Source organism: uncultured Thiodictyon sp. (assembly GCF_903828115.1).
Lineage (GTDB): Bacteria > Pseudomonadota > Gammaproteobacteria > Chromatiales > Chromatiaceae > Thiodictyon.
Genome location: NZ_CAIKKU010000581.1, coordinates 1 through 1,801, shown reverse-complemented (window position 1 = coordinate 1,801; position 1,801 = coordinate 1). Strand labels below are relative to the sequence as shown.

Below are 1,801 nucleotides of genomic sequence, written 5' to 3'. Positions count from 1 at the left end.
GTTGTCGTTGTCGTAATCGTGGGCGGATTATTCGATTACGACAACGACAACGACAACGACAACGACAACGACAACGACAACGACAGGGTACCCGGGATCTCGGCCACCACATCAGTCCTGATCGCACCCGGCCGGACACCTTGTCTTGGCTGTTGGGCCGTTGTTGAACTACACTTGGGGGACATTCGTAATTCAGGGTTCCGGCCGCCATGCGCAGCACCATCAGCTCCCGGGGACAGACGGTGATCCCCGCCGACATCCGCAGCCGCTTCAAGTTGGGTCCCGCCGACCGTTTGGAGTGGCTGGTGGAGAACGGTCAAATCCGGGTGATTCCGGTCCGGGAGGACCCCATCGCCGCCTTCCGCGCCCGCGGCAAGGGGGGCGCCACCGCGCGACTGCTCGCCGACCGTCAGACGGACCGTGAGGCAGAGTGAGCAACTACCTGCTCGATACCTCGGCCCTTCTGACCCTGCGCGACGATGAACCGGGGGCGGAACAGGTGGCGGAGATCCTCGACCTCGCCCAGCGGGGGCAGGCGAAGGTCTGGGGTTGCTTCATCACCCTGATGGAAGTCCTGTACCGGGTGTGGAAGGACGAGGGTGAGGGGGCGGGGCGGCTCGCTTACGCCCAGTGCCTGTCGCTGCCGATCGAGTGGGTACATGAGAGTCGCGAATTGCTCGAGCGGGCCGCGGCAATCAAGGCGCAGCACCCGATGTCGGTCGCCGATGCCTGGATTGCCGCCGCCGCCTTGCTCCAGGGTGCCCGGCTCGTTCACAAAGACCCCGAGTTCCAAAGACTGACGCTCGACCAGACCCTATTGCCCTGCAAGGCCAGCCATTGACGGACCTCAAGCCGCCCCATGCCCAGAGTCGACACCGATACCTTCTACCGCAACGCCCTTGAGCGCTACGGCCACAACGCCCAAGGCGCCCACTGGGAGTCCGCCCGCAGCCAGCGGGTCCGCTTCGCCGTGCTGCGCCGCCTGCTGCCCGCGGACCTGTCGGCCCTGACCCTGGTCGATGTGGGCTGCGGCCTGGGTGACCTCTTTCGTTACCTCGAGGTCCAGGGCGACCGGCCGGGCGCCTATGTAGGTATCGATGTGGTTGAGCCCATGGTGGAGATCGCGCGCCTGCGCACCGGCGAGGAGGTTCTGTTGCTCGATGCGCTGCGCGATCCCTTGCCCGGGGCGGACTACTACCTGTGCAGCGGCGCCATGAATACCCTGACCCGGGAGGAGACCCGTCTCTTCATCGAGCGCTGTCTGGCCGCCTCCCGGCTGGGGTTCGTCTTCAACCTGCTGCGCGGCGAGGACGACTGCGACACCTTCAACTACTGGGAGCCGCCGGACATCGAGACCCTCGCCCGGGAACTGGGGGCCGACTGCGCGATCGAGACCGGTTACATGCACCGGGACTTCAGCGCCGCCTTGCGCCACCCGGTGCAGGGTGCGATCAGCACTGACACTGATGTCGTCGCGAGGCCTTGATCGTCGTTCCGGCCGCAGGGGACAGGAGGGCGAGGCTTTACCGTGAAAGTCGCGCAGCGACGCTGTGGGAGCGGCTTCAGCCGCGACGAGATTTCGCGGGTTACCCGAGCGTCGCGGGTCACCGCCTCTGCGCCTCTGCGTGAGACCTCTTAAGAATCTCACGCAGAGGCGCAGAGACGCAGAGAAGAATCGCGTCAGTCGGGTTACCGTGAAAGCTTGTTTAGTGACAATTATCTTGACCGGTCAGTGACAACTATCTTGGCCGGTCAGAGGTAAGCTGCCGGACATTTTTTTGCCGCGGGAAGGCGCGCAGAT

At 64.7% G+C, this 1,801-nt stretch carries 4 protein-coding genes; all 4 read left to right on the top strand.

Going from position 1 to position 1,801, the window contains the following annotated elements:
* Positions 1-246: hypothetical protein (locus QZY48_RS21945; protein ID WP_295435149.1), on the top strand; the 246-nt coding region annotated here is incomplete at its 5' end.
* A complete protein-coding gene (locus QZY48_RS21940) occupies positions 243-434 on the top strand; it encodes an AbrB/MazE/SpoVT family DNA-binding domain-containing protein (RefSeq protein WP_295435147.1) in 192 nt (63 codons plus the stop codon). The genes QZY48_RS21945 and QZY48_RS21940, both read left to right, overlap by 4 nt.
* Positions 431-841, top strand: coding sequence for a PIN domain-containing protein (locus tag QZY48_RS21935; RefSeq protein WP_295435145.1), 411 nt, complete (start codon positions 431-433; stop codon positions 839-841). Before QZY48_RS21940 ends, QZY48_RS21935 begins: the two co-directional genes overlap by 4 nt.
* 18 nt (positions 842-859) lie before the next feature.
* Positions 860-1,486: a class I SAM-dependent methyltransferase gene (locus QZY48_RS21930; protein WP_295435143.1), complete on the top strand. Its 627-nt coding sequence runs from the start codon at positions 860-862 to the stop codon at positions 1,484-1,486.
* Positions 1,487-1,801 lie beyond the last annotated feature (315 nt).

Excerpts from the sequence above, each read along its gene's own strand:
- QZY48_RS21930 (WP_295435143.1), top strand. The coding sequence starts at position 860 with ATGCCCAGAGTCGACACCGATACCTTCTACCGCAACGCCCTTGAGCGC.